Origin of the sequence: Halorubrum sp. GN11_10-6_MGM (genome assembly GCF_005435165.1) — an archaeon.
GTDB lineage: Archaea > Halobacteriota > Halobacteria > Halobacteriales > Haloferacaceae > Halorubrum.
Map to the genome: position 1 here is coordinate 26,061 of NZ_SGUC01000008.1, position 25,686 is coordinate 51,746.

Here is a 25,686-nt window from a genome sequence, read left to right on the forward strand (position 1 = left end):
GTGCCCTTATTCTTTTAGTTGGTCGACAAGTCACCCGCTCTTTGGTTCGGAGTGCTGTTGAGGGCGAGAACGAGGTGCCAAACCTCCACAAGTCATCGGTGACAGGCGCTAAAATTTCTCCAAATTTCAGCTGATAGGCTCCCCAGTAGTCGCTTCTTGAAGACTCAACTGACGCGGTCGTCTCCCCATTATCTCAGTCTCGCGTTCAACCAGAGCGCCACCAGCGACAGTGGCGTCCTCTCGATAGCACGCTCTCGCAGTCACTGCCCACAGCGCTGGCAGCACCTCATCGAGTAATGGCCACGGCTCTGTGAGTTCCAGCAAGACGTCGCCAGCGAAGCCGACTTCCTCTGATGAGACTGGTCCATCTGGCCCGTGATGCTCCCGAGCTGTCCGTAACGCTCCAGCCGCAGCGTGGACGTCGTTGCTGACGGTCGGATCGCTCACCCACTGTGGGTAGATATCCCGGTACCGCTCAGGCAGTTCTCCATCGTCCCGGTCCGTTTCCGCAAACGACAGCTGGAGTCGGTAGCCAGCATCCGTCATCGCGACGATTCCGGCGTCAACGAGGTCGGGGAGGTGGTCACGAAGCGAGCGAGCCGACACGCCGGCTCTCTCGGCGAGTGCTGACTGCGTCAGGAATTCTTCAGCGCCGGCGAGTGCCACGAGGGCCTTTCGCGGCGTTGACGACGCATCCCGCAGTACCTGCTCTGGTGACAGGGCTGTAATGATACGCCGGAGCTCGACAGACCGGATATGTCGCGTCTCGGCTTCCGGCTCTAGCGCTCGGGCAACGCCGTTCGCGGTTGCGAGCGGTGACCGACACAGTCCGTGAAGCACCGATACTGCCTCTGGAGTCGTGAGGAGATTCTTCTCCTCAAGCGCTTCTTCGAGCAGATCCCGGTACTGGGCTCGGCTCGTCGACGTCTGAACAGGGACGCGGACGCCGATCTCGGGGGCGTCATCCCGGATGTCCTTCGGCGAGACATTGGACCGAAGCTTCTCAGCGAACACTTCCTGGCGCTCGCCGTAATCGGCAAATAGACACCACGAGCCGATGAGTTCGCCGAACGGTTCTGCGGCGTCGACATCGACGTCCATCGACCACCGAAGCACCTCCTCACGGTCCTCGAACAGTTGCCGGAACACCGACGCCATCCCGTACTTCGACCCGATCGCCGAGTTGATCCCGACGAACTTCGCGATACTCGAGAGCTTCTCGTCATCGAAATCACTCTTCAACCGGGGCATCTGACCGATTCGAAGGATGTCGACACCGGCGAAGTCCAGTAATCGGGTCATCACGCCGATCACACCGAGAGACTCGGTGAGAATCTTCGTCCGGAAGGCTGTCCGAGAGTTATACTCGCGGTACTCGCCGTGAGTCATGTCCCGCGTCATTTCGCAAATCTCCTCGAGAACAGCTTGTATTCGGTCCCCAAACTCACCGATATCATCAACCAGCTCGTCTTCCTCAGCGATCCACCCGAGGCACGCACTATTTTGGAGAACTCCAGGTGCCTCTTGGAGGAGTCGGCGGAAGTCGCCATTCTCGTCGAGCCGGTCGTCAGTTAGCAGATTGTCCCAGACAAATGTATCAGCCAACGAGCGAGCAGTACAGACCGCCCACTGCATCGGATTGTCGACCTCGGCGGCCACAGCGAGGCGATTCTCGTCCCAGTCCATGTAGCGGCGCGGAGCCGCTCGATCGTCCCACTCGGAGACCGCCGCATCGACAGTTGCGACGCCATTCTCGGGGGTCGCCGCGACGGCGGCCTGGTACGTAGAGCGGGGAAGCGGCTGGATGGTGTGGAGTGCTGGGAGGCGGTCGCGGCTCCAGCCGGTCCCCCCCTCACGTGTGTGCGCGGGTCTAGACTCCAGATTGTCGGCGGATTTTCCGGTCCGACTCACAAAATTTTGAAGAGGTTTCTGTCGCGTTCCAGATCGGCCGATTTCTTCGAGGAATTGTACCCCAGCCGGGCGAATTGCGACTTTGCTCCCGTCGCTAGTCGCGATGCGATCGGTCACGAGTTCGTGTTTGCGAAGCTGCCGCAGGTGGTACGCGACGTTGTTCCGGGACTGGTCGGGGTCATCGTACGGAGCAGCCTCATAGAGCGCCTCGTAGCCAGCAGTCTGGCCGGCTTCCGCACCAATACGGGCGAGGGTTGCGACTACTTCACCGTCCGTCTCAAGCGCCTCACACGCGGCGGCGACGTGGTCGTCGACAGTTCCGTGAGCGCGCTGGCCTGTATCGCATTGTGAACTCACATCGAACGCTGCCACGTCCGGGACGTTCCCATCCAGTTCGTCGACGTCGATTTCCGGATCATAACTCCAAGCAAAGCGCCGCATCCAGATGGACGACTCAAACACGACCCGGACGTCCACACCGTGGCCAAGCCAACTGAGCAGCTGGACCATCTGCCGGCGTTGGTCGGCGTGGCCGATCTCCCGGAATGACTCATCGATCCGCACGGTGAGTGTCGGGGTATGGTCTGCGGCTGCGAGCAACGGCTTCACAACCCGGCGAACATCCGCAAGCTCACCAGGGAACCCGATGCCAAGCGGGCCGAACTCTGCGCTTCCAAAGCTCTCGAGCAGTTCGAGCGCCTGTTGGTGTTGTTCGGACTCAACGTCTTTACACAAACTCAACAGCGTCGACGCAACGATCGACCCGTTCAGGCTCTTCGCGTCTGGAAGGGCCTCTCGCTCGACTGTTCCGAGCTGATCGTCGATAATCGATTCAAGCCTCTGCCAGGCGACCCCATCAGCGACGCCGCCGACGAGTTCGCGCACGGCGAGCGCAATATCGGCTTCGAGGACAGCAACGAGACGCTGCCAGAGTTCACCCGGTCGGCTCTCTTTATCGAGGCGGACTGTCCCAGACGACACGGCCGGGTACTGCTGGACCATCCAGAGACCCGCATCTTCATCATAGCGGAGATCTCCAAGCTGACGAGAGTTCTGATCGGTTTTGTTGGGTGCCTCTCCTTGTTCTGTGTCGAGGTGCTGGTCGTCTGAGAAGGCCCCTGTAAGGACTTGTACGCCGAGCGGTTGGCCGACGAGGTTGCGGTCCCATTCGTCTTCAAGATCGCCGTAGCGGCCAACCTCGTCGAACTCAGCGCTCGCATTGCGAGTGCTCGCGAGAAGCGCCGACCGTTGCTCAACAGCGTCCTCCCACGTGTCTGCTCTCGCTCGACGTCGCAACTGGCTATCTGAATGCTGACTCCCACACCGAGGACACTCACGAGCGGTAGCAGTTCCACTACTGACAGCGTCCTCGATGACCCAGTGCTGGCTACAGTTGGAACAGCCAACGACAGCGAAGCGACTCACGCCGCTGGCACACCTCCATGAGCCGGGTGGTCCTGCATAGTGCGCTCTCCGCGCACGTGCTCGACGCTACGGCCGAAATCGAATAATCGGCCGTCTCAGAGACAGCAGAGCGGGTTATCGGCGAAAGCCGGAGATGACTCTCACCACCGCAACCATTAAAACCACTTCGGAAGAAATGAGGAATAGGAGATATCCTCGGACAGGTGCCATCCTGTCCCTTCCCAAGCGGCCCCTGCTGCCAACAGGGGAACTTCCCCCCTTTCTAAACATCGCCTAGCAGTGCATACTGCGATGTTGCGCCGGCCTCCGTCTTAATACTCACGCCGAGCGTCAGACATATATCCAATTATTGTTACTTCGTCTCGGTGTCCGTATTCAGGCGGTTTATACACCTCAAAACGGCTAACTGGCAATTATAATGGGTTCCATGTGGGAGCCCTCCTACGAATTCATCCAATCAGCATCCACGCACTCGGATACAGATGTGAGTTCTGTAAACAGCCTCAAGCATTTAGCATCCGACTATCTCAGTACGAATATGTCGTTTCGGGTCAACTGGCACAACCTCCTTGAGCAGTTAGATGACCTTCCGGAAGGAGCCACGTTCCGAACACCACTCTCGAACAAGGGGTTTCAGATTACTGGTGTCCAGGAACACCGTGTCATCATCAGGTTCACAGACAGCGGTGAGTCGCGACCTCTTCAAAAAGATCAGTTCGAAACGCTATATCGGCGGTTATCCGACTCTAACGACGGATTTGACCTCGACCGACTCCCACCCGATGCGGATCCATACCCGACGGTGTTGAGTCTCCATCCACGATTCGAGGTGAACGACGACCGAGGTGTGATTATCGAGACCGAAGAGCCAACCACCTCACTGTTACTTGATGAGGACCCTTCCTCTGAGCCTGATCCTACTCTCGACGAGCGGACAGAGCCAGATCTCGATGTCTACGCGGATGCGCTCTTGCTCGTCGACGCGCTGGAACGCCACGAGGTTGAGGCGCTCGAAGGGGTCGAGACTGGGACGCTCATCGACCTGTATACCTTGCTCTCGGACGTTCAACGAGATTCCGACGATCTCCGCAAGGAGATTGCTGACACGCTCTTAGACCGGCTTCATCACGACCGGCCTGTCTCGGGCTCGTACGGCTCGGTCCAGCGGACTGCTCGGACAAACCGCTCGCTCAAGGACGACGACGAAGTGCTGGACACGCTCGAATCGGCCGGAATCGACCGTAGCCGGGTAGTGAGCGTTGATCGCGGGAAGGTTGACGATGCCCTCGAGGTGACTGATGTCGCTGAAAGCGATGTCTACGAGACTGAAGAAACCGAGTACGTTCGGAAAGCCGAGGTGGACGAAGATCGCAAGGAGACGCGGCTCCAGGGCCTCAAAGACCAGCTTGCGGCGAGCGACGCCGGCGACGCAGAACAACTCCGCGACGAAGTCGAAGAGCTTGAATCCCGGATCGAAGAGTTGACCGAATTCAAGTCGGGACAATCGTATCACACGCGCTCGAGTGCCGATCGGTGAGTAGCTCTGGCGACGTGACGGGGCGAAGAGACCAGCCACGGTCGCCATCGACTGCGACGTGGGGTGGGTGTTCTTAAGCTAGGGCCCGCCGCGAACTGAACGTTGAGTCTCGCCAGCACGCATCGTTTATTAATCCGATACGTGAATCACAGATATGGATGAATCGGAGTCTCGGATACTCTCTGTATCTCTGGGTGAGCCTACCGATATTCAAGCCGTTTTGAATCGGGCCGGAATCGACCATGTCAGCGTCCACGAGCACCGGGTACTGGCTATTTATCAGACGGCAATCATCAACGTAACAACAGACACTCAGCCGATATCGAATACGCAATCACTCGAGATAGGATGTTGGGAAGGTCCGATTCCATCTCGCGCCGATGGGAAGTCGTCACAAGAGATTCTTCTGGACTTCGTCGACGTGTTCGACTCTGGTGAGACGGATTGAGGTGTTTCCTCCGGTGGCTCGATCCCGATTAGCGCAATAATCACGAGCAAATCTCTGCTAAACTTAGAGTCGGCGAAAATGGTTAACACACATTGAGATAGGACTCAATATCCTTAATTGGGTGCCCATCTCGGATGAACTGTTTGTAGTCCTCAAACGCGTCGTCGCGACCAGCGGGGAGGATCACGATTCCGGTCATGTTACATTGACAATTCCTCTCAGCTCCCAAATAGTTGGTCAGAGTGATTGGTGGAGTAGTTAGTCGAAGAAAAGTCTATACGGCTGTCCGTATTCGACCGTATCATACGTGATGACCCGCAAACAAGTCGGGCGAAATGCCGGGAAATCGGGGCGATCAACGTCTCCGGTTCCGAACTCGACAAACTCGGTCTCGAGATCGGTGACGCGGTTGACGTCGAAGTCGCCGATGCGACGGCCGTCGCGCATGCCCTCATCGACAGCAAGAATTCGGACGAATACCTCATCGTGACCCCTGCCTGACCAATGCAAAGTTCACTCACCTACCGCACGAATCGTGACCTGTTCTCTAACTACTACTTGGACGAGCACCTCCCTGAGACGGAGGAGTGGGACGAGGTCGACGATGAAGAACTAGAAGCAGCGTACGACGACATCATCGATCTCTATGAACGGGAGAAGGGTACGGCCCCGAAGCGGAACGAGTCCCAGTTGGAGGAGAAGTTCATCCGACCGATGTTCCGGAAGCTGGGGATTCCCTTCGAAGTTGAGGAGAGCACAAGTCGGACGCAGCGCCGACCAGACTACGGTTTCTTCGAGACTGAAGACGCTACACGTGACGCTTTCGAGCGCCGCGAGGGAGACGGTGACTTCTACGAGAACGCAGTCGCTGTTGCTGACGCTAAGCGCTGGGGACGGCCGCTTGACACACGGGGCAGCGGGGAACATGAGCGCGATTTCGAGAATCCGAGCTACCAAATCCATGTCTACCTCCAGGAGACACCCGCCCGATGGGCGGTGCTGACAGACGGAAAGAAGTGGCGGCTCTACTACGGGCCAACGAGCCACCAGCTCGATTCCTACTACGAGGTCGATCTTCCCACTATCCTCGAAAAGGGAGATCTTGAGGATTTCAAGTATTTCTACCTCTTTTTCCGCCACAGTGCGTTCCTTGAGGACACTGGGGGAGACTGTTTCCTCGATGACGTTTACGATGAGTCGAACGTTTTCGCCCAAGACCTCGGAGAGGATCTACAAGATAACATCTATGAAGCGATTAAGATTCTCTCAGAAGGGTATCTACAGTATCCCGATAACGACCTCGACGAAGCAGACCTTGAACTTATTCACGACTCCTCTCTCATCTATCTCTACCGGCTTATTTTCATTCTCTACGCAGAAGCTGAAGGCCGTGACCTGTTGGACACGGACAACGAGATTTACGAGGAATCCTACAGCCTAAATGCGCTCAAACAGGAAATCGCCGAGGAACTCGACAGTGGCGACCCAAAGTACCGTGACTGGCAGGATGACCTGAGCTCGCGGCTCAATGAGCTGTTCGAGCTGATCGACCAAGGGAGCAAATCGCGCGGAATACCAAAGAAAGACCTCCATATTCCGGCGTACAACGGTGGACTGTTTCGGACGGACCCGGACGAGGACGACAGCGCTGAGGCACAATTTCTCGCGGAACACACGGTTGGTGATGCGTATCTAGCCCGTGTCGTCGAACTACTCACGCGGAGTCAGCAAGCGAACGGCGGCGGAAAAATCTTCGTTGACTACTCTTCACTCGACGTGCGTCACCTCGGCAGTATTTATGAGGGACTCTTGGAGTACCAGCTACATGTCGCCGACGAACCGCTTACACTCGATGATGGCGAGTACGTCGAGGCAAACGAAGGCGACGGGGTATTCATTGAGACGGGTGAAGTGTACCTCACGACGGGGAGCGGAGAGCGCAAGGCGACAGGGTCGTACTACACTCCTGAGTACGTAGTCGAATATATCGTCGACGAAACGCTCGGTCCTCTTGTCGACGATATCCGGGAGGACCTAGTCGGACAGACCACCTACCGGAAGGGCGATGAAGAGGCAGGAACGTTCGCGGAGGAATTTGCGGAGCGGATATTCGAATTGAAAATTCTCGATCCAGCGATGGGAAGCGGGCACTTCCTTACGAGCGCGGTTGACTACCTCGCACGCGAGATCATCGACGCTCAAGAACGGCAAGCGGCCCAACAAGGGATCGAGACCGTCGAGGAAGATCACGACATTAACTGGGCGCGTCGAAAGGTCGCTCAGCGATGTATTTATGGAGTTGACCTGAACCCGCTCGCAACTGAACTCGCAAAAGTCTCTCTGTGGCTGCGGACACTTGCGGCCGAGCAGCCTCTCGCGTTCCTCGATCATCACCTGAAGACAGGGAATTCGCTGGTCGGAAGCGATATCGAGGACGTTCTCGCTAATGGAGACAATTCAGGGGAAGGTGACGGACAGCTGACCTTACAGCAGTCGTTTGCTCACACGCGCCAGCGTGCCCTAGAACACGTGATGAACCGGTTCCAAGATCTCCTCTCCATTGACAATGAGACACTGGAAGACGCTAAAGAGATGGAAGATGTTTATGATGAGGTTCGCGACGATCCTCTCTACCAACATCTGCTAGCGATGGCAAACGTCCATACTGCGGCACAGTTTGGGTTGGACGTTCCAAGCGATGCCGATAAGCGGATGGCGGAGGCGCTGCGGAGCGATTCGTGGACGGACATTGAGGGGCAGGACTGGTTTGTGGACGCACAAACGATGGCCTCTGAAGAGCGCTTCTTCCACTGGGAATTGGAGTTCCCAGTCGCCTTTTACGATATAGACGGGGATCGGAGAGAAGATGCCGGGTTTGACGCAGTAATTGGAAATCCTCCATATATCAGCGTCACAAACCTTGATCCGAAATTACGTCAATATCTCACAGATACAGAGGAATATCGGACTGCTACCGGCCGATACGATGCCTATATCGTATTCTTCGAAAAGAGCATCGAATTATCACGCCTGGGGGGGCTTACGTCTATGATTATACCCATTAAATGGGCAATCTACGGGAATGGAAGGGTTCTACGTGACATGCTATTAGAAGAAGTAAGCTTAGAATCGTTAATTAATATCTCACAAGCGGAGGTATTCGATGGCCCAACGACATATCCTTGTATACCTGTTGTGACGAATCAAATTCCTGCTCTGGATCAGGAGGTTTCGGTGATCAATATTCCACCGGATAATCCAGAATATATCTCCCAAGGACTAGAGTCGCTCCTTTCAACAGAATTGGCTGTTCGGATTCCATTAGAACGATTTAAACTTGCCCCACGAAAGGTATTCTGCCCATTTTTGAACGATCGGAATTGGCAGATCCACTCCAAACTTCACGAAAACTCCACCGAGGTTGGTGATAAGTACCGCTTGGAACAAGCAATCAGAATGGGTAGCGCCTCAGCACGTGAGAAACTATTTACTAATTCTCCTCCTGAAAATGAACGAGATAACTACCATCCAGTTGTCGACGGTGAGCATATTGAACGGTTTACTGTCAACTGGGATGGGAGATATCTCAACTACGATCCCGATGAATTGTACAACGCAAAAAGCAAGGAGCTCCTAGATCAGCCGAAGATTCTCCTGAAACGTATCGCTGAAAGACTCACAGCAGCTTACGACGGTGGTGTTGATGGTGACTACTATTACCCCCTAAACACCGTATATACGCTTACTAAAGAGCAGGGAACGATTGAAGATCAAGGAACACACCCACTATTTGAAACAGGGCTCTTGAATTCAACATTGCTCGATTGGGAATATAAGCTATTGTTCGCAGCTATTGGTATACGCGGAGGGTACATTGAATTCCGAGAATACATTGACCATCTGCCTCTCAAGAATATCTCATTTACTTCTACAGAAGACGAAAGATCTGAATTGGTAGATGAATATTGGAACACAGTAAGTGATCAGATCGAATCAGCAAATTTCGATGCTGCTGCCGCCGCAGAGAGTGTATTTGAATCTGAATCTCCCGAAGAGATATCTCACGATCTGATTGTGAAGGCGGTTGATACCATAGCTGAACGAAGACAGGAGGCAAATCAGATAAACGTAGATTTGACCGATTATATCAACGATTATGAAAAAACAACCCCCGTCACAGATATTCCGGGATATCAACCAGCACCCGATAGGGGAACAACTGTTCTTTCAAACACGACGGAATCTGCTGAGGGCTTAAGAGTAGGTAGTGCAGCTGTACAGAACAAACAGGGAAAAACTATCGTTCAACTCACGGCGCGATACAAGCCCGATGATGAAGAGGACTATGAGACGGATCAGTGGGGGTACGCAGAAACAGAACCGATCACGGTTGCAGAATATATCGGTCTTACAAAGAAACAGGAAGCGCTTGTATCTGAGTTTATCCCCTATGCTATCGAAGAGGCCGGTGGGTTTGCTGGGTTCCGAAGTAATGCGACTAAGACAAATTCGCTAATTGCTCGGTTTGAACAAATGGAAATTCCTGCGCTTGAAGATGTAGAGGACTCTTTGGACCTATTCCTTTCGAACAAACAACGGCACGACCGCCTAGTCCAAGGTTCCGATTCACTTGATTCATACGTCGACCACCTGGTTTTCAGGTTATACGATCTAAACGAAAATGAAATAAAACTTGTTATGAGGGGAGGTGTGTCTGGATAGCTAGTTGCTATCTATTTAGCATAGTAACGACTAACAGGACTCCCTATTAATGCTCAAAGGATGCCCACAGTAGAATACCTTAACTACGAAGTGCTCGACGACCACGGCTGGTCGATGGACGATGATGACCTCTTTGAGGAGGCCGCCGAGGCTGACCTTGACGCAGAGGACTACGGTACCCTCGAAGTGAATCAGGGCGAGTACATCCTCGAATCCGCTGAGGCGCAGGGCTATGACTGGCCCTTCTCGTGTCGTGCTGGCGCGTGCGCAAATTGTGCGTCCATCGTCAAGCAGGGCGACATCGACATGGACATGCAGCAGATCCTCTCCGACGAGGAGGTCGAGGAGAAGAACGTCCGGCTCACATGTATTGGGAGCCCGGCGACCGACGAGGTCAAGATCGTCTACAACGCGAAACACCTCGACTACCTCCAGAACCGCGTTATTTAGACCTGAAAATCTGTATCCATATTCTTTAGTCGTGTTCAACGTCGGTGACCACATCACGTTCGCCGGCGGCAAGGGGGAAATCTCCAAGATAGAGGACCGCCCCAACGGAAGTCAACTGCTACATGTGTACACCACGGAGGGTCAACTCCGAAAACTTCCAAGCGGCTTGCCCCATATCGAGAAGATCGACTCTATTGTCGACCGACTTGCGGCCAAACGGGTTGATGATCCGGTTCACCATGACCTCCGAGAACGCGCAACTCGTCTCGATTCAAAAATCAGATGTAAAGTCAACCGGCAGCTAAGAGCCATCTCCCGTTACTATTTTATTTATTGACCTCACTCTGAAGGATAATGGGTCTCTCCTCTGTAAAAGATCTATTCTTTGAATATTCAACTTTCGGGGGAGAGACCAACTTCACCAAATCTGTCGGATCGGCTGTATTCGGCTTAGTAACTACCGTCGTCGGCCTCCAACTATCACTCATTAGCGCAGGGATTTCCGAATCCGGCATCTCAATCATCTCAATCGTCTCAATTATACTCTTCCCAGCTGGAATCGTTTACTATACCTTCAAGTCTGCAAGAAGAACCACTGTATCGAAATTCCACACTCGAACAGGGCGAATCAAAGTAATAGCAATATATCTGCTTATTGGCGGGTTTTCTGTTCTACTGTTACACACCGTCGGGATTACTATTATGGCCCAAGTGGGATTCCTTGACCTCACGGCTCCAGATATATTGCTGGGGCTGGCACTGAGCCTAGGGTTCGCCTTTGTAGTTGCCGTCGCAAACTACTCCACACTTAGTGATCAGTACCCGTCGTTTTCAGAGGTCTTGAACAGATTCGAGAGTGAATCGAGCGAAAAACTGGGAAGGATCGAAAATGAAATCGAAGGAGTAGGCCATATTCCACGATCTGAAACAAACAGAATTTTAGAAGCCATTCAAGATCCTAATGATTTTGACGATATCATACTAAAGGGCGAGGGAGGTGTCGGAAAGAGTGGGATTCTAAAACGAGTGAGTGAAATTTCAGAGTACGATTTCCTGTTTATAGATGTAAGTTCCTATTCTATTATAAGATCAGAATCCGACCTTGCCGAAGAACTCGGCCTGGAGGTGTCTCTGGAGAGATGTATCCGGCAAATCGCCGCAAATCGCCCTTTCATAGTTATTATCGACCAGTTAGACGACACGAACCGGGTATCTGGAGAGATTTACAAAAACCTAATCTTGGAAGTGGCTCAGATGAACTGCGTAAGCACAATATTTGCCTGTAGAACCTATGATCTAGATCATCATAACGAATTTGTCACATTAAGCAATTCTGAACACTTTGATGACATTATAACGGTCAATACCTTAGAAGAGTCCAAGGTTAGAGAGTATTTAGAGGAGCTCGCGGTCACTTCCCCATCTCAGGATTTAGTCTATCTTTGTAAAGAGATTGAATATCTAGATGTAGTTGGAAGGCTGGCAAATAGTGGATCTGAATTGGAGGATGTCTCAGAACAGGTGACTGTCTGGGAAGAATACCTGACACTGCTTGAGGAAGACCATTCCAGCGATGACCAATTAAGAGGAACCCGCATAGTTGACCGGGCAGTTGAACATGCAGTTCGTGCCACCGAAAGCGGAAACTCTGTTTTCTCAATTAGTGATCGCCAGTGGACTGACCAACAACTGAGATCAATGGGAGTCATTCAACGTGGGTCCAAGTTGGCAGGAGAGAGAAAATTCAGGTTTAGACACCAACAGTTTCAACTTTACCTCTACGCCCGGGACAAAGTTTCGAGAACGGTGGACGAGGAAAACCTGTTCCAAGGGACACTCAATGATCTTGATGAGAACATCAATAATGATGTGGTCAAATGGATGTTCGCTGTCTACACCGATCAGGAAGGCGAACTACCCGACGGCACAGACGTATTTTTAGAGGAAATATTAGATGATATTGAGGGCTTTGGCTTCTATTGGGCCTCGAAAATATTAGACGTAGTGAAGAAATGGGATGCTGCTCAGAACCAGCCAGTAACCAATACGGTATTACAAAAACTGGAGAGTAGGGAAGATCTCTATAAGTACTTCTTCGACGAGGCAACAGATCCCTCCTGGGCAGAGTCATTAGCCGAAACAGATCGATTCCAAAATCCACCTAGCCATTTACTGGGGTATCTCCACGAAATCGCGGGCCTACATCCCGAGGTTGTTAGCGATATTGTGAGTGAGGATGTTGTCGATTTAGATCGGCGCGGCAAGGCAACAGTGGTATCCATCATTAATGAACTCCCACTAGAATATGGAGTTGAACTCACGGACATTGTCCAAGGCGGACTTGACAATCAGGAACCTACAATAGACCTGTACTATTCTCGTACGTCCGAATTCACAGAAGATCTAATAAACGGGGAGTATTTCGATGAAGGCCTTGAACTGACTGACTCGCTCCTCACTGTCCGTTTAGAAGGCGAACCAGGAGGGCCAAACGACGAAATGATGAGTTCGTACTATCTTACCTCCCTATTTGAAGATGGCACTCTTGAAAGACTTGTTCAGAACCGACCTCAAGAATCGCTCGAACTTTTCGAGGATCACATGAGATATGCTGCTGAGCACAGAGCTGAAAACAGAGGCAAAAAAGTTGAAGAGCTCGGCTTATTTTACCTGAAATCGGTCTCCAATTACGGTATTGGCCAGAATGACAGATATCAACCCTTCGAGCTATACATTGGGTTTTTGAGAGAGGCACTCGATAATTGGTTTGAAGTCTCGAATGACGACGCGCAGAAGCAAAAAATCGAAGCGTATCTTGATGAATATCCGGTTTTCAGAGGGTTCGGATTCTACCTACTGAGAGAGTATGGAGGCGACCACAGGGATCTGGTGGCACAAGAACTACTCTGGGAAGAAAATTACTCAGACATTCAATTAAAGAAAGAATTCAACCTGTTATTGAAACACGGATTTGAGCATCTTCACCAAGATCAACAAAATCAGGTGGTCAATCTAATCACCTCTGTTCCAATCTCAGATACATTCGCTCAGATAGCTGAAGGGAAACAAGAGGAACAGGAAGATATGACTGTAGACGAAATTGCGGAGCAATATGCTTCTCGATGGGTTCGCGACAAACTCTGGCCAATAAGAGAACACCTTTCTAACGACACAAGAGCAGAACTCTCAGACCTAGTTGACCGGTTTGAAGACGACCCAGAAGATCCAGATACGCCCGCAATAAGGGGAGGAGCTGTTTCATACGAAAGCCCTGAATCAAAGGAAGACCTACGCGACAGATCGCCGGAGGATCTGATCAACTTCTGTATAGAGGAACCTTTCGAGGAGGAGGAATGGTACGAAAGTGATTCAGTTGAGGAGACAGGCCGAAGAGGCGCGGCAGAAAAAGTAGCGGGAATTGTTTTAGACGACCCAGTAAAGTATGCCTCTGAACTACCGAGACTGGCTGAAGCTCCTGAATCCTATTCGACACAACTACTAGGACACTTGAGAAACAGAATAGAGGAAGAACCAGAAATATTAGACAATGAATCCTTCAGAAATGCTCTGTGGGATTTATCAGACCAGATAGTTTCTAATACCGACGACTGGCCTTCTCACACCAGAAAGCGTGTAGGATGGCTATTGAGAGATGGCTTCGGTAACAGCGACTCATACGAATATTTCCTACTTGAAGAAGATCGTATTAGAAGTCTAATTTTTACCCTGTTAGAGGACCCTGATCCCAATATTGAGCGAGATAGGCCACCAGAAGGCCATGCTGGCCACAATGATCCTTCCCATAATGCACTGAACACAGTACGTCCTGTAGCCTTAGACTCGCTAATAATTTATACAAGACAGAAATCAGATGATGAGAATGAAGAACTTGATTCAGAACTCAGGTCCAAATTAGAAGAAAAGTTAGATGATCTTTCCCTCGGTGTACACTCGGTATTCGGCCGCAGATTTGTCACGCTCTGGGTTGCTGATCAGGACTGGGTAGCTGAACACCTATCGGACATATTCCCTCGTAGCCAGAGTAGACAAGATAAGGAAAAGTTCACTGCCGCTTGGGATTCTTATGTCGCATTCAATAATGCCTACAAAGATATCTTCCCTGAACTTCGGAGTTACTACTTCCACGCTATCGACCTAATGGTCGAAGGAGAAAACACTGAAACCGTAAATGCGGACGAAAAAATGGCCGGCCACCTACTTGCCAACTACCTATTCGAATACGATCTTGAAGACTGGTCAGATAGTTTGCTGGCTTACCTGTATGACCGAAGTGATCCAGATCTGGCGAGACAAGTCGCTTGGAGTCTATGGAAATGGGGTGACAGTACAGACGACGACCCCTTCGAGAAGTGGGAGAAGACTAGATTGCTGTGGGAGAGACGTCTTGATCAGGTTGGGGAAGATGAGACATTCTCAGAAGAGGTTTCGTGGTTCGTTCGCTGGCTTGAACACGTCGAGAATAGTGTTGAACTCGATGAAGTGGAAGACCTGCTCAGGGATTCATTCAATCATATCTCTCAAAACCGGCGTGCCTGGGAATCCTTAGAAAAATACCTATCCACCCAATCTAATGATCATATAGAAACTACAGTAGATATCTTTTACAGCCTGAATACGGAGTACGAGAGACCAATGTCGCACGGGTTCACCGAAGAATCAAAAGAGATCCTTCGCCCTGCTCTTGAGGAATTTGACAATGGCGATGAGACATATGATAAGGCATTCGAAGCCGCTCAAACCTATGATGTAGAAGCCCAGAGCTTCTTAGACGACCATCGATAAGCACCTCACTAATCATCGGGGACTGGATAGTCTGCCTCAAGTAACGCTTGGTCAATCTCCTGATTGACTTGTTGCATACTTTGGCCTTGTTCCAAACGCTGTATATATTCCAACAGCGTGTGACGGAGGAATTCTCGACTTTGAATTCTGTAGAATTCATATTATGATATTCAATCACAATGCTGATTTCTCGGCCTCAGTGGACAATAGCGCTTCTTGCGTCGTAGAGTTCCCTGAATAATTGGTATAAAATCTCGATCCTGAGTGGCTCAATTTGCGTCACTCTCCAGTAGAATACTTCCCAAAATACGAATGAAAAGGTACTGCTATACACGAAACCGCAGTAACCCCCACTTGTTTAAATTGATAGCGTGTCCTCGAAAACATGAGCGAAAACGGACCCGCGACCGCGGCGATCTATGCCCGCGTCTCGACCTCGGATCAGGACGTATCTCGGCAGCTCGACGAGGCGCACGAGCATTTGGAACGTCTCGGTGTGGAAGACATCGAGGAGTATCCAGAGATCGTCTCCGGCGCTGCCGACACCGACACTCGCGAGGTGTACAACCGACTCCTCGATGATGTCGAGACGGGACAGTTCGATCTCGTGGTCGTTCACGAAATCAGCCGGCTCTCTCGCCTCGGTCCGACTGAGATTCACGAGTTCATCCAACACTGCTTGGAACATGACACCGGCGTTGAGGCTCTCGACGTCGGCCTGAAAATTCACGTCGACGACGGCGAGCTCCAGCAGACAATATACAGCATGGTCGCTCGGTTGATGGGCGACCTCGCCCAGATCGAACACCAACAAAAACTCCAGCGAATCCGGTCGGGCGTCCGCGCTGCACAGTCTGCCGGAAAGTGGACTGGAAGACCACCTGCGGGGTTCGTCGTCGAAGATGGGTACCTCCGCGTGGATCCCGCCGAGTTCCTACACGTCCGTGAGGCTCTCGTCCGCGTCGACCGCGGTGATTCGTTCGCGACCGTCGCCGACGACACCGGCATCGCTGAGTCGACACTCCGGAGCCTCCACCAAGATCGTCGCGACCTCTACCTCAGCGGCGAGGCCGAGGATGAGCGCGTCGACGACGCACTCACCGACGTCCGCCCGCTGGAGGATGTACGGGCCGAGGATCCCGACTTCGAAGAGCTACGCGAACGCGTCGAGCGGTTAGAGGAGGCCACGGACATCGACAACTGCTAGCGCCTCTACCTCACCCTCTCAATCGGCTCAACGGTTTATGTTTCTATCATACCGAGATATCTACCTCTCTACTTTCCCACTTCTCTTCTACCTCATCTACTGACTTCTCGTTGTCAACCACGTCGGCTAAGTCGCGGAGGTACTCTACGATGTCATCGTTTTCTACGTCCCATCGCTGGTCCGAGATGGATTTGAGACTCGTCGCTAGCTCACGGGCTTCATCAGCCGTGTAAGCTGCGTCAGTCTCGCCAATATCAACGATGACAGCAAACTCGTTGTCGGTGATGCTGAGGTTCAACGACGACACCTCGCCGTCAATAATGCTGCTCGATACCCCGTCCTGAAGATCTGACTCATACATTATGTAGTCGATGTTGTCGGTCCCATTTGAAATCGGGGGCATCGTCAGGGTCGGAGCGGTCAACTTTCGACCGGGGGCATGGTACTCCTTTGACCCGAGCTATTCTACTGATGGAGACCTTTCGGCTACCTAATATATTCTGCTCAACGACCCGTGTCAGACACGTTTCCCGACAGATTATTATTCAGGACCAGAAGGGGTGTCCTGGATTCTTCCCCCCAAGACACCGAACCGGCCGATTATCGGCCGATGAGGGTGGTTTACGGAAATGTTGTGGCAGGGCGACAGAACGGTGCGCTTGCCGCCGGTGGCTCAGCCGCGCGTGTACTGTATCACCCACATGATGAATACCACGAGCGCGGCGAAGGCTGTGTGCGGTCCAAACATACCGATGAACGCGTCGATGAGCATGTTCATGCTCCAATCGCAGAGACGCTTGCGAGTTCCATATAAACCCACGCGCCGGTTACCGACGTCGAGCGCGTCAGAGGTCCGGGATCTCATGACCGATGTAGACAAGCCCGATAGCGAGGCCGATGAAGGCTCCCGGCGTGGCGTGTACCTCACCCGCCACCGGGTCGATATGGAACGCGCCGGTCGTACCCCACACGACGCCGGCGAAGACGGCCCACGCGCCGAGCGCGACGGCGATCCCTGCGGCCTTTCGTCGAGATGGTGGGTAGTCGAGCTTGTCGGATGCCTTCGCCGCGCTGTGTTCGAGCAGGAGTCGCGCCCGAGTCCACGCTCTGACTGGGTCGGACGCAGCTGGCACTTCGTGATCGTCGGCGAACGCGCCGAAGGTCTGCTGCCGGTCGCGCGCTTCAGCTTCGAGCGGGTCCGGCAGGTGGTCGTACTTGTGTCGAGCGACGTCGCCCTGAGGCGTGATACGGTCGAGGGTGATTAGGTCTGCGTTCTCCCGAACCGTCGCGTAGCTCTCGGGCTGAGGGTCGACATCGTACGGGCCGTCTGTCGGCTCGCCGAGCGCGGCGGACATCTTGTGCTACAACTGCGCGAACTCGGAGCTCACGTAGTACTGCGCGGTGCTGAGGTACTTCCACCCTATCAGCATCTTCAACCCGTGATTGTCGAAGCCGTTGAGCATGATCCAATAGTTCGCTGCCGACGCGCGGAGCGACTGCGGCATCATGCGGTCGGGGTCGATGCCTTCGGTCACTTCAGCCAGCCGGGTGAGACGCCGGCGGACCGTCTTGTCGGTCATGTCGAACTGGCCTTGGACCTCGAGGAAGCGCTCGATGATGTCTCGCCCCCGCTCTTGGAGCACTGGTATCTGCCGCCCGCCGGCGTGCGACTTCGGCGACCAGTAGTCGTCGTAGAAGTCTTCGGGCTCGGCGTCGGCATCATCCGCGTTTCGTGCGCGCGCCTTGGCGAGGGTCCGGCAGTGGCTACAGATGGTCTCCTCGAAGGCGCGGTGGCAGTCCTTGTGATACGGGACGGTCACGGCGACGATCTCCCCGGCTGCGTCTCGAACCCCAGTTGCTCACAGAGTACAGGACGGTTCTCTAAGTAGTCGACGAGAGCTGTTTCGTACTCCTATCCGTGGAGTTCTTTCAGTACGAACACCCGAAAGAGCGTAGACATCTCGTATCGTGTGGGCCCGGTGTAGCGATCCTCGGCGTCAAAGATGGCATAGGCCAACGGGAGCGAGCAGACGAATTGCTCGACGGAGGTATGATCATCGTGTCTGAACCACGTTGTAGAGACGACACGAACGTCCGATTCTAGACCAGCAAGCGACGTCCGATCGTACAACGGTGTCGAATCGTACGCCGGCCAATCAGTATGCGAACGTCTTGCGATCCGTCGGAAGACCACCCGACGAGACTCCGGGGTTGCCGTCATATTCACTACCTCAGTATCTCTTATCGATGAGTTTCTCTGGAGCTATAGAGATAGTGATGTGTTAGCGGACCAGTCAGGAATACGTTTGATACGCGATAAAGAGCGCAATAGCGAGACATACGACACCGAGTCCACGAATGAGCCACGTCCACTGGTCGGAAAGCGAGTCGTGCTTGTCTGTGCCGTAGTCACCACGACGTCGACGGGTCGGGCCAACGAATACGGACAGTCGGAGTGCTGTTTGTGGGGCGACAATCAACACAACGCCGAGTAAGGCGCCGAGAACGACTGCGAGGAGTTCGCGGACCCCGGGCATCTACGAGCGGAGCCGCTGGATACGCTTTTCCATCGGGGGGTGGGTGGAGACGATTTGTTGGAGGAAGCCACGGTCAGAGCTGGAGATACAGAGTGCGCTCACCTGCTGATCAACGTTTGCGTCGCGGGAGCGCTGCCTCCCCCGCCCACGGCCGCGCCGATTAGCCGACCCACGGCCACGCTGGGCACGTCCAGCTGATTGTTGGGCCTGCTGGTTACCCTGATGAATCTTCTCAAGCGCGCGAGCGAGTGGTTCGCCCTGCCCGATGACATCCCTGGCGTCGGCGTCGGCGACGTATTCGCGGTACCGGGAAATCGCGAGCACGAAGATCATCACGACGAACTGGACGATGTTCCCGACGACGACCGCGAGGAAGAAATCCGCGAGGTCGTTCTCGCCAGTGAACAACACGATGTACTGCGCAACGATAGCGACGATGGATGCGATGCCTTGACCGAGTTGCATCGTGATGACGTCGCGATTGTCGATGTGGGCAAGTTCGTGGGCGATAACGCCTTCGAGCTCGCTCCGGTCAAGCAGTTGAATGAGTTCCTGAGAGATGACCACGGTTCCGTTTCCGCGGCGACCGACCGCGAACGCATTCGGAACGCCCATACTGGCGATTTTCAACGACGGTTTCTTCATCTCCCTCTCTCGACAGACGCGCTCAACGAACTGATGAATCTCTGCGTATTGGGTCTCAGGCAGGTCTTCGGCCCCGACACTCCGTAACGCGGCCCACTTGCCGACTTTATACTGGATTCCGATCAAGAGGATGCTGCCGACGATGGCAATCGGGAGGATGCCCTCGCCGAACGCGACCATCGCTGCGGCGACGGCCACGAGGTAGAACCCCGCGAGAATTGCACCCACGACGGCCATCCGTATTTTAAGTCCAATATGTCTCATGTGTGTTATGTTGTAGAGGTGGTCTCGGGAGTATACTCAGATTCGGCGTTGGCTGGTCTATCAACCCGATTCAGTCTTTGGTTGACGATTGTTCGATCGAGTCCGGCCGTCAATTCTGTATCGGGTCTGCTGTTCGCGGTGAGTCTATACATGCATGTGTGTGATTAGTCAATCGCATTACGTTCACGGTCAGCGAGGCTGACCGAGAGTTGCCCGTCGCTGTGGACCGAGACAACACACTCGGAGAGAACGAACTTGACCACTCCAGTCGATGGCGTCGACGCTCCGTCAGCTCCGCCGAACAGTTGACTGAGCGCGAACGCATGCGTCCGATCGTAGCGGGAGGCGACTGCCGAACGGGCATCGCCGGTAACGGTCGACACGGCGTCGGTGACGGCTTCGTAGAGGGGTGTTTCATTGCCCCAGCGAGCCAGGTAGCGGCCGTGCCACGATGCTGTCAATTCGTCAGCGGGCCGAGATTCATCGGTCATTGTGTATTCGGGCGCTTCGGGTGCGCCACAACACATACTGAACGTTCGGTAAGTATCAATCTTTCCCCTCATCTCAAGTGAGAGTAGGTCGCCTCAAACCTGACAATATTCTCAGCCACAATTCTCTATCTGCCGGATATACGGCTTAAAACTAGTTTACTCGGACATATAGAGTGTATCTCATCGTGCCTCTGTCAATGGCCTTTTCCAGTTAGACGAAGGTTTTAATACCTACCGAACGTTTAGTCAGTAGTATGGGACGAGTCTCGCTCAGCAACAATCCACTACTCGCTGCGCTTCTGGGAACAGTGGTCACTGGACTTGGCCACTTGTACCTGCGGCGCTGGCTGAGAGCGCTTGGATGGCTAGGACTCACCGTTGCTGCTTCAGTTCTGTTTCTCCCCGCGTCAACGATATCCGCGCTTAGTTCGGGTACGCTAACCGATCCATTCTCGATTCTCCCGATAGTCCTGATCAGTGCCGCTAGTGTCCTTGACGCGTATCTCATCGCGAAAGTTAGAAGACAACCCGATAGATTCCAAGCAAACACTGTCGGGTCAACAGGGGCTGATGAATCTCCAGCCTGTCCTGCCTGCGGAAAGCCGGTCGATCCCGATCTCGGATTCTGCCACTGGTGTACAACCGAATTCAACGTTGTCGACGTCTCCAAACTGGAACGAATCGACGAGAACCAATCGGACTGACTATGGCTTCTGATTCACCCAAACAGCACTGGAGCACCGCCGAAGAAGAGATTATGGAAGCCACCTATCGAGCACTACTCAAGCACGGTTACGCCGACCTGTCGATCTCCCGAATCGCCGACGAACTCGATAAATCGAAGGCTGCTATCTACTACCACTACGACACGAAAGACGACCTTCTGGTCGCGTTTCTCGAGTTCGCCGTCGATAGATTCGAAGAGACGATCGAGACAGAGACAGGCGACGAACCGCCAGAGGATCTCGAGCACGTTATTGAGAAGCTCCTCCCGCTTCAGCCCGACGAGGAGCAACGACAGCTCCAAGCGGTGCTAGTCGGTCTCCGTTCCCAAGCCGTGACGAACGAGGTATTTCGCGAGCAATTCACGCAGATCGATGACCGACTGGCAGTTACCGTCCGGAGCATCGTCGAACGCGGCATCGACGACGACACTTTCCGTGATGTCGACCCGTCGCGGGTCGCGGAGCATATCCTAGCGACGGTCAACGGCGCGATGTACGGTCGCGTGACGACAGACCGCAAAAGCGCCGCGGCGGCAGCACGCGTCTCGCTGGCCTCGTACATCGACTCCGAACTGAGGTGCCGGTCGTGATTCAAGTGGGGAGATAGGGTGACAAATCTCAGTCGTGCGGACGCGATCGCCGAGGCACGAACTCCACTGAAGGAAATCGGTGATCGAAGAAGGGACACTGCTCCCGCTCACTCGGATCGATCTGTCGATGAGGTCGGCGAGTGTGAATCCGCCTCAGGTTGGCCGCTCAACTCGTCGTCAACGACTCGAAAGCCACCAGTCTCTTTCCTCCCCATAAGTTCACGTTGCGGGAACGGAATCTTGATTCCCTCGCGTCGGAACGCGGCCTTGACATTGTGGATGACTACTTGGGTAGCTCGCCATTTCCGTTGTGGGGTCGGTTTGTCGATCCAGAATCGCAGTTCGAGTATCACGGCCGAATCGTCGAACCGAACCGGGAGTACCTGCGGGGCGGGCTGACTCATGATCTCCTCGAGTTCCGTGAGCGCCTCCAGAGCGACAGCTTCGGCATGGTCGGGATTAACGTCGTAATCGATCCCGACTTCGACCCGGAGCCGAAGTTTCCCTTCGATGCTGCGATTGATGATGGTTCGATTGTTCACGGCTTCGTTCGGGAGCACGACGTGTTCACCGTCGAGATTACGGAGGCGGACGTTGTTGATGGTGATCTCGGTGATGAATCCTTCGTGATCGCCGATTCGGACCCAGTCTCCGATGGCGAAGGGCCGCGAAAGCATGAGAATAAACCCAGCGAGGATCGATCCGAGCGTCTCCTGGGCTGCAAACCCCAGGACGATACCCAGGACGCCGGCTCCCAACAGAAGATCGCTTAGCTGGACACCCCACAGCGAGAACGTTCCAAACACGGCGACGACGTAGATCACGACTTGACTGACGTAGTAGCCGACCCGGCGCTGGTGGTCAGACGTTACGCGGTGTTTCGAACTGCCACTGCCGAGGAGAAACCGCTTCAGGATACGGGTAACGGTGTACGCGGCAATGAACTGGAGTATCGTGAGCAGGAGGCGGACACCAGCCTCGATACCGAATTCGAGCACACCAACAACCGAGAGTGCGGTCCCAGCCGCGTTCCATCGGAGCACCAAGACGACGGCGGCGACGCTTGCCACCATCAAGAGGAGTCCCGCCCGGACGACCTCGGCGTTCTCCGTTCGAAGTCGGGTCTTCAGGCGCTTCCCGAGGTACCAGATCACAGCGCCGATGAAGACTGCTGCAGCGACTACTGCCACCGTTTCGGTGAGTTCCGTGCTAGATTGAAGCGGGACAAGGAAGAACGAGAGCATAGACACGAGTGTTCGCACATCTCCTTTGATAATCCACGGGTTATAGTCTGGGTAGTATCGTGGATTCGCACGGCATTCGCGAAGAGTATCCGAGGGAGTTAAGTATACCTGACTAATTAGTTAGTAAGTGTGTACAGGCCAGGTATTCAGCAACCATGAGTGAGTCACAGAATTCGTTGAAAAATACGATACAGGTGTGGAACGAAGAGGGGCGTCTCTATGTCGTCGTTGGCATGATCACGGCGATACTCTCGCTCGTGTTTATCCCCTTGTTTGGCCTCCTCGCCGTGTATTGCGGGTACAAGTTATACGATACCCAAGAGAAAACAGTACTGCCTATCGTGATGGCCGGGCTCGGCGGATTTGGGTTTCTGTTCTGGGTCTATTTCCTCACTACGGTATAAGCTCCCAAAATGATGACCGATCCATCTCCTGAGCCAGATATCGCCTGGTGTCACGAAGCGGTACAGGACGTCTCGCGTACCTTCGCGTTGACCGTTGAGGTACTGGAAGAGCCGATGTCGTCGCACATCTGCCTGGGGTATCTGCTATGTCGCGTTGCCGATACCATCGAAGACGCCGGTCATGTCTCACCTGAATCGCAAGTAAAGCTCCTACGAACGTTCGATGCTGCGCTCGATCCCGCCAGTAACGAGACGATGAACGAGTTCCGGGCAGCGGTCGACGGTTGGTTGCCACCGTCAGCCGACCGCAGCGCCGACTGGTCCGTCGTCGCTCAGTCACCGACAATTTGGGCGACATTCACTAACCAGCCGGAATCCGTACAGACGGCCGTCATTCCGCTGGTCCGGGAGATGGTTGACGGAATGACGATGTTCGTTGAGCGCTACGCAGACACTGGTGGACTCCGTATCAACGATCGCTCCGAACTCGAACAATACTGTTACTACGCTGCTGGTACCGTCGGCAGGCTTATTACGAATCTGCTCACCCGGGGGAACGTCTCTCAGAAACGCGCTCAAAGGCTGTACGACACAGCGGACGAGTTTGGACTCCTCTTACAGATGGTGAACGTTTCGAAGGACGTGTACGACGATTACACAGAGGAAAACAACGTCTATCTCCCGGCCGAGTGGCTCGCTGACGAAGGGATCGATCAAGAGTCTATCCTCCGCACCGACAATCGAGAACCAGCTGCGAACGTTGTCGAACGGACGGCCTCCTACGCGGGGACGTTCCTCGATGACGCCCAAACGTACATCGAGGCGATGCCACTCACGCACGGTAATACGATGGCCGCGTGGTCCATTCCGTATTTGCTAGGCGTGGGAACAATCAGGGAACTCCACACCCGCCCTGAGGACGCACTCACCGAGTCTGGTGTGAAGATATCACGGCGAGAAGTGATTGCCGTGATGGAGGCGGCTAGTACCGCTGATCGTAACGCGATTGCTGAACTCCGCAAAACTATCGCGCACAAACCGTACCACCAAGCCCTCAACTAACGACGTTCATATTCTTGTATCAGTGGAAGCGTTCGTGGATCTGAGTGGACAGCACCGTCCGTACACCATTGTAAGAATATGTTGATAGGGCTCTGTTGAAATCCTATTCTTCAGACAATTTCTCACCTGAAACACCCGGTCACTGAAGAGTGCGAATCAACCGGTCAAAAAATATTACATGGCGTACCCACAGCTGAGCGACCACAATTAGTGGGACTGTTCACCGATAACCCGTTTGCGGGTTACTGCGGTGAGTGTCCACAATAACATCCATAGGAACAATACTGTGATGACCAGCCCTGTCGAGGCCAACGCTCCAAGCGGGCTCATCACATCTGCCAACATCGGAAGCAAGAGCAGTAAGACAACCCCAGCTGAGATGCCTCCACCCAGACACTCAAGGAGTGGCCAGACCAGATTCTCACCTGTCTTATTGTTGTGGTCCGGGGGGGAGTACGATTCCGCTTCCGCGTTGATTGGTGTGGTCATACATACCACTCGAGCTAAACTAAAGTATTGATCGTTATAAATCTGCCGGCGAGTCTGTGGTTAAATCTGATAGGCGCAATTGACTCGAGGGAAACGCTGCTATCCTTAGAGAGCGTGAAACAGGAGATAGGGCACAAGAGATCACAAGGATTCCGTGCCATCGAGCGGGTTGTATTGACCGCATATGAGTTGGGAGTTCACTAGTAGAGAATTTTAACAGATCCGATACGTGGTCCATTCTCTGTATTTGATACACCTCTTGTAACAAGTTACAGGAAGATCAAGACTGACCACGAGATGTGTATTTTCTGTATTGACGATAGCCAGTCAAAATGTATCTCCTAATGAGGATTTCAACAAAGCCGGATTTCGGAAACACAAATCAACGAATCATCGACAGAGAGGTCAGAGGTATGTTTGGTATACGATGACGTTCCCGTCCCAATCCCCGTTTACCGCAGACTCAATACGATACTGTATGCTAGGTAATGTATAGTGGCGGTGAACCATATGCTCGTGCTATCCTAACCTCTGCTTGAATTCAAAGACCAGAATATACCCTTCGGGTCCTGTATTTAGCTGAAAGTAGGCGCTAAGCCCCCTTCCTCAGCGAGTGCCGACCGAATGGGAGGTGCGAGCAGGGAGGGGATACAGCGCCGCACAGTTCTCATACACGATTCGGTAGCAGGCCTACAGACCCACGCAGTCACAACGTTTTTGCAGTAGGGTAGT

Annotated in this window: 19 protein-coding genes and 2 pseudogenes; 12 read left to right on the top strand and 9 right to left on the bottom strand. The window is 53.5% G+C overall.

Annotated elements, in window-relative coordinates:
- Positions 1–126: 126 nt before the first annotated feature.
- The gene (locus tag EXE46_RS06015; RefSeq protein ID WP_241981499.1) at positions 127–2,475 is read right to left on the bottom strand and encodes an ArsR family transcriptional regulator; all 2,349 of its coding nucleotides are present in this window, start codon (positions 2,473–2,475) and stop codon (positions 127–129) included.
- A gap of 15 nt (positions 2,476–2,490) precedes the next feature.
- On the opposite strand from EXE46_RS06015, the gene EXE46_RS17365 reads away from it, so the two are divergent.
- A complete protein-coding gene (locus EXE46_RS17365; protein WP_241981500.1) occupies positions 2,491–3,021 on the top strand; it encodes a hypothetical protein in 531 nt (176 codons plus the stop codon).
- A 180-nt stretch (positions 3,022–3,201) separates the two neighbouring features.
- Here EXE46_RS17365 and EXE46_RS17705 read toward each other — a convergent pair.
- Positions 3,202–3,336: pseudogene (locus EXE46_RS17705) on the bottom strand (DUF5817 domain-containing protein); the annotation flags it as partial.
- A gap of 538 nt (positions 3,337–3,874) precedes the next feature.
- Between EXE46_RS17705 and EXE46_RS06025 the strand changes: the two are divergent.
- Both EXE46_RS06025 and EXE46_RS06030 read left to right on the top strand, forming a co-directional pair.
- Positions 3,875–4,873, top strand: a complete 999-nt coding sequence (locus EXE46_RS06025) for a hypothetical protein (protein WP_137687574.1) — start codon at positions 3,875–3,877, stop codon at positions 4,871–4,873.
- A gap of 154 nt (positions 4,874–5,027) precedes the next feature.
- A complete protein-coding gene (locus EXE46_RS06030; RefSeq protein ID WP_137687575.1) occupies positions 5,028–5,321 on the top strand; it encodes a hypothetical protein in 294 nt (97 codons plus the stop codon).
- A gap of 258 nt (positions 5,322–5,579) precedes the next feature.
- Here the strand turns inward: EXE46_RS06030 and EXE46_RS16780 are convergent, their stop codons facing one another.
- Positions 5,580–5,768 (bottom strand): hypothetical protein, encoded by a 189-nt coding sequence (locus EXE46_RS16780; protein ID WP_158413927.1) that lies wholly within the window; start codon positions 5,766–5,768, stop codon positions 5,580–5,582.
- Positions 5,769–5,825: 57 nt separating this feature from the next.
- On the opposite strand from EXE46_RS16780, the gene EXE46_RS06045 reads away from it, so the two are divergent.
- The 5 genes and pseudogenes from EXE46_RS06045 (at position 5,826) to EXE46_RS06065 (ending at position 16,503) form a co-directional block, all read left to right on the top strand.
- On the top strand, positions 5,826–10,043 hold the full coding sequence (locus EXE46_RS06045) for an Eco57I restriction-modification methylase domain-containing protein (protein ID WP_137687576.1): 4,218 nt from the start codon (positions 5,826–5,828) through the stop codon (positions 10,041–10,043).
- Between the two features lie 60 nt (positions 10,044–10,103).
- The gene (fer, locus tag EXE46_RS06050; protein WP_137687577.1) at positions 10,104–10,493 is read left to right on the top strand and encodes a ferredoxin Fer; all 390 of its coding nucleotides are present in this window, start codon (positions 10,104–10,106) and stop codon (positions 10,491–10,493) included.
- Positions 10,494–10,524: 31 nt separating this feature from the next.
- A pseudogene (locus EXE46_RS17710) lies at positions 10,525–10,776 on the top strand (hypothetical protein); the annotation flags it as partial.
- Between the two features lie 71 nt (positions 10,777–10,847).
- Complete coding sequence (locus EXE46_RS06060; RefSeq protein ID WP_137687578.1) at positions 10,848–15,296, top strand: hypothetical protein; 4,449 nt, start codon at positions 10,848–10,850, stop codon at positions 15,294–15,296.
- 385 nt (positions 15,297–15,681) lie between these two features.
- Positions 15,682–16,503: a recombinase family protein gene (locus EXE46_RS06065; RefSeq protein WP_199234113.1), complete on the top strand. Its 822-nt coding sequence runs from the start codon at positions 15,682–15,684 to the stop codon at positions 16,501–16,503.
- A gap of 46 nt (positions 16,504–16,549) precedes the next feature.
- Here EXE46_RS06065 and EXE46_RS06070 read toward each other — a convergent pair whose 3' ends face one another.
- The 5 genes from EXE46_RS06070 to EXE46_RS06100 form a co-directional block, all read right to left on the bottom strand.
- Positions 16,550–16,927, bottom strand: coding sequence for a hypothetical protein (locus tag EXE46_RS06070; RefSeq protein WP_241981501.1), 378 nt, complete (start codon positions 16,925–16,927; stop codon positions 16,550–16,552).
- Positions 16,928–17,348: 421 nt separating this feature from the next.
- Entirely contained in the window at positions 17,349–17,858 is a 510-nt protein-coding gene (locus EXE46_RS17040) for a hypothetical protein (protein ID WP_199234114.1), read from the bottom strand.
- Positions 17,859–17,864: 6 nt separating this feature from the next.
- Positions 17,865–18,323: a tyrosine-type recombinase/integrase gene (locus EXE46_RS06080; protein WP_089309370.1), complete on the bottom strand. Its 459-nt coding sequence runs from the start codon at positions 18,321–18,323 to the stop codon at positions 17,865–17,867.
- Between the two features lie 717 nt (positions 18,324–19,040).
- Complete coding sequence (locus EXE46_RS06095) at positions 19,041–19,922, bottom strand: M48 family metallopeptidase (RefSeq protein WP_089309368.1); 882 nt, start codon at positions 19,920–19,922, stop codon at positions 19,041–19,043.
- Between the two features lie 191 nt (positions 19,923–20,113).
- Positions 20,114–20,440 carry a HalOD1 output domain-containing protein gene (locus EXE46_RS06100; RefSeq protein WP_080505558.1) on the bottom strand — a complete coding sequence of 109 codons (327 nt, stop codon included), beginning with the start codon at positions 20,438–20,440 and terminating at the stop codon, positions 20,114–20,116.
- A gap of 254 nt (positions 20,441–20,694) precedes the next feature.
- Here EXE46_RS06100 and EXE46_RS06105 point away from each other — a divergent pair, with 254 nt between their 5' ends.
- Positions 20,695–21,144 carry a zinc ribbon domain-containing protein gene (locus tag EXE46_RS06105; protein ID WP_089309367.1) on the top strand — a complete coding sequence of 150 codons (450 nt, stop codon included), beginning with the start codon at positions 20,695–20,697 and terminating at the stop codon, positions 21,142–21,144.
- Positions 21,145–21,146: 2 nt separating this feature from the next.
- Positions 21,147–21,755: a TetR/AcrR family transcriptional regulator gene (locus EXE46_RS06110; RefSeq protein WP_089309366.1), complete on the top strand. Its 609-nt coding sequence runs from the start codon at positions 21,147–21,149 to the stop codon at positions 21,753–21,755.
- A gap of 107 nt (positions 21,756–21,862) precedes the next feature.
- Here the strand turns inward: EXE46_RS06110 and EXE46_RS06115 are convergent, their stop codons facing one another.
- The gene (locus tag EXE46_RS06115) at positions 21,863–22,999 is read right to left on the bottom strand and encodes a mechanosensitive ion channel family protein (protein WP_089309365.1); all 1,137 of its coding nucleotides are present in this window, start codon (positions 22,997–22,999) and stop codon (positions 21,863–21,865) included.
- 155 nt (positions 23,000–23,154) lie between these two features.
- Here EXE46_RS06115 and EXE46_RS06120 point away from each other — a divergent pair, with 155 nt between their 5' ends.
- Positions 23,155–23,403 carry a hypothetical protein gene (locus EXE46_RS06120; protein ID WP_159369607.1) on the top strand — a complete coding sequence of 83 codons (249 nt, stop codon included), beginning with the start codon at positions 23,155–23,157 and terminating at the stop codon, positions 23,401–23,403.
- A 9-nt stretch (positions 23,404–23,412) separates the two neighbouring features.
- Entirely contained in the window at positions 23,413–24,465 is a 1,053-nt protein-coding gene (locus EXE46_RS06125) for a phytoene/squalene synthase family protein (protein ID WP_089309364.1), read from the top strand.
- Positions 24,466–25,686: the final 1,221 nt, after the last annotated feature.

Bases quoted from the DNA above. Each gene is read 5' to 3' on its own strand.
- EXE46_RS17365 (WP_241981500.1), top strand. From the start codon at position 2,491: ATGGTCTGCGGCTGCGAGCAACGGCTTCACAACCCGGCGAACATCCGC.
- EXE46_RS06025 (WP_137687574.1), top strand. From the start codon at position 3,875: ATGTCGTTTCGGGTCAACTGGCACAACCTCCTTGAGCAGTTAGATGAC.
- EXE46_RS06030 (WP_137687575.1), top strand. From the start codon at position 5,028: ATGGATGAATCGGAGTCTCGGATACTCTCTGTATCTCTGGGTGAGCCT.
- EXE46_RS16780 (WP_158413927.1), bottom strand. From the start codon at position 5,768: ATGCGCGACGGCCGTCGCATCGGCGACTTCGACGTCAACCGCGTCACC.
- EXE46_RS06045 (WP_137687576.1), top strand. From the start codon at position 5,826: ATGCAAAGTTCACTCACCTACCGCACGAATCGTGACCTGTTCTCTAAC.
- fer (WP_137687577.1), top strand. From the start codon at position 10,104: ATGCCCACAGTAGAATACCTTAACTACGAAGTGCTCGACGACCACGGC.
- EXE46_RS06060 (WP_137687578.1), top strand. From the start codon at position 10,848: ATGGGTCTCTCCTCTGTAAAAGATCTATTCTTTGAATATTCAACTTTC.
- EXE46_RS06065 (WP_199234113.1), top strand. From the start codon at position 15,682: ATGAGCGAAAACGGACCCGCGACCGCGGCGATCTATGCCCGCGTCTCG.
- EXE46_RS17040 (WP_199234114.1), bottom strand. From the start codon at position 17,858: ATGTCCGCCGCGCTCGGCGAGCCGACAGACGGCCCGTACGATGTCGAC.
- EXE46_RS06095 (WP_089309368.1), bottom strand. From the start codon at position 19,922: ATGGCCGTCGTGGGTGCAATTCTCGCGGGGTTCTACCTCGTGGCCGTC.
- EXE46_RS06100 (WP_080505558.1), bottom strand. From the start codon at position 20,440: ATGACCGATGAATCTCGGCCCGCTGACGAATTGACAGCATCGTGGCAC.
- EXE46_RS06105 (WP_089309367.1), top strand. From the start codon at position 20,695: ATGGGACGAGTCTCGCTCAGCAACAATCCACTACTCGCTGCGCTTCTG.
- EXE46_RS06110 (WP_089309366.1), top strand. From the start codon at position 21,147: ATGGCTTCTGATTCACCCAAACAGCACTGGAGCACCGCCGAAGAAGAG.
- EXE46_RS06115 (WP_089309365.1), bottom strand. From the start codon at position 22,999: ATGCTCTCGTTCTTCCTTGTCCCGCTTCAATCTAGCACGGAACTCACC.
- EXE46_RS06120 (WP_159369607.1), top strand. From the start codon at position 23,155: ATGAGTGAGTCACAGAATTCGTTGAAAAATACGATACAGGTGTGGAAC.
- EXE46_RS06125 (WP_089309364.1), top strand. From the start codon at position 23,413: ATGATGACCGATCCATCTCCTGAGCCAGATATCGCCTGGTGTCACGAA.